The organism is Bradyrhizobium sp. 45 (assembly GCF_023073155.1).
Classification (GTDB): Bacteria; Pseudomonadota; Alphaproteobacteria; order Rhizobiales; family Xanthobacteraceae; genus Bradyrhizobium; species Bradyrhizobium canariense_D.
The window spans coordinates 1-2,207 of the sequence record NZ_JADPIX010000011.1; the positions used below are offsets into that span (position 1 = coordinate 1).

Here is a 2,207-nt window from a genome sequence, read left to right on the forward strand (position 1 = left end):
GCCGACGCCGGCGCCAGCGTCACCATCCTCGACGGCACCACGCCGATCGGCACCGCCGTCGTGCAGGGCAATGGCAGCTGGAGCACCACGGTCAGCCTCAACAACGGCAGCAACTCGCTGACCGCCCGGGTGAACGATGCCGCCGGCAACACCGCCACCAGCAGCGCGGTGGTCTACACGCTCAGCACCACCGGGCCGACAGTGACCGAGACCCTCACCGTCGACACCGGCAGCTCGGCCACCGACCACATCACCGCCAACCCGGCGCTGAGCGGCACCGGGCTTGCCAACACCGTGGTCCACTTCACCATTGACGGCACTCCGGTCGCGGCCACGGCCACCACCGAGGCGCAAGGGGCGTGGTCGTTCCTCCCGAGCGGGCTGGCCGATGGATCGCACACCATCGTCGCAAGCCAGACCGACAGCTTCGGCAACACCGGTTCGGCCGCGCTGAGCTTCACCCTGGACACGACTGCGCCGACGGTTGCCATCACCAGCGCCGGCGGACCAGTCAACCAGGCCAGCCAGACCATCACCGGCACGGTCGACGTCGCCGACGCCGGCGCCAGCGTCACCATCCTCGACGGCGCCACGCCGATCGGCACCGCCATCGTGCAAGGTAATGGCAGCTGGAGCACCACGGTCAGCCTCAACAACGGCAGCAACTCGCTGACCGCCCGGGTGAACGATGCCGCCGGCAACACCGCCACCAGCAGCGCGGTGGTCTACACGCTCAGCACCACCGGGCCGACAGTGACCGAGACCCTGGTCGCCGACACCGGCACCTCGGCCATCGACCACGTCACCGCCAACCCGGCGCTGAGCGGCACCGGGCTTGCCAACACCGTGGTGCACTTCACCATTGACGGCACTCCGGTCGCGGCCACGGCCACCACCGAGGCGCAAGGGGCGTGGTCGTTCCTCCCGAGCGGGCTGGCCGATGGATCGCACACCATCGTCGCAAGCCAGACCGACAGCTTCGGCAACACCGGTTCGGCCGCGCTGAGCTTCACCCTGGACACGACTGCGCCGACGGTTGCCATCACCAGCGCCGGCGGACCGGTCAACCAGGCCAGCCAGACCATCACCGGCACGGTCGACGTCGCCGACGCCGGCGCCAGCGTCACCATCCTCGACGGCACCACGCCGATCGGCACCGCCGTCGTGCAGGGCAATGGCAGCTGGAGCACCACGGTCAGCCTCAACAACGGCAGCAACTCGCTGACCGCACGGGTGAGCGATGCCGCCGGCAACACCGCCACCAGCAGCGCGGTGGTCTACACGCTCAGCACCACCGGGCCGACAGTGACCGAGACCCTCACCGTCGACACCGGCAGCTCGGCCATCGACCACGTCACCGCCAACCCGGCGCTGAGCGGCACCGGGCTTGCCAACACCGTGGTCCACTTCACCATTGACGGCACTCCGGTCGCGGCCACGGCGACCACCGATGCGCAAGGGGCGTGGTCGTTCCTCCCGAGCGGGCTGGCCGATGGATCGCACACCATCGTCGCAAGCCAGACCGACAGCTTCGGCAACACCGGTTCGGCCTCGCTGAGCTTCACCCTGGACACGGCGGCGCCGACGGTTGCGATCACCAGCACCGGCGGACCGGTCAACCAGGCCAGCCAGACCATCACCGGCACGGTCGACGTCGCCGACGCCGGCGCCAGCGTCACCATCCTCGACGGCGCCACGCCGATCGGCACCGCCATCGTGCAAGGTAATGGCAGCTGGAGCACCACGGTCAGCCTCAACAACGGCAGCAACTCGCTGACCGCCCGGGTGAACGATGCCGCCGGCAACACCGCCACCAGCAGCGCGGTGGTCTACACGCTCAGCACCACCGGGCCGACAGTGACCGAGACCCTCACCGTCGACACCGGCAGCTCGGCCATCGACCACGTCACCGCCAACCCGGCGCTGAGCGGCACCGGGCTTGCCAACACCGTGGTCCACTTCACCATTGACGGCACTCCGGTCGCGGCCACGGCGACCACCGATGCGCAAGGGGCGTGGTCGTTCCTCCCGAGCGGGCTGGCCGATGGATCGCACACCATCGTCGCAAGCCAGACCGACAGCTTCGGCAACACCGGTTCGGCCGCGCTGAGCTTCACCCTGGACACGACTGCGCCGACGGTTGCCATCACCAGCGCCGGCGGACCAGTCAACCAGGCCAGCCAGACCATCACCGGCACGGTCGACGT

Annotated in this window: 1 protein-coding gene; it reads left to right on the forward strand. The window is 69.6% G+C overall.

What is annotated here, in order from left to right; all coding sequences use genetic code 11:
* The coding region (locus tag IVB42_RS01960; protein ID WP_247469652.1) for an Ig-like domain-containing protein at positions 1 to 2,207 on the forward strand (2,207 nt) is incomplete at both ends.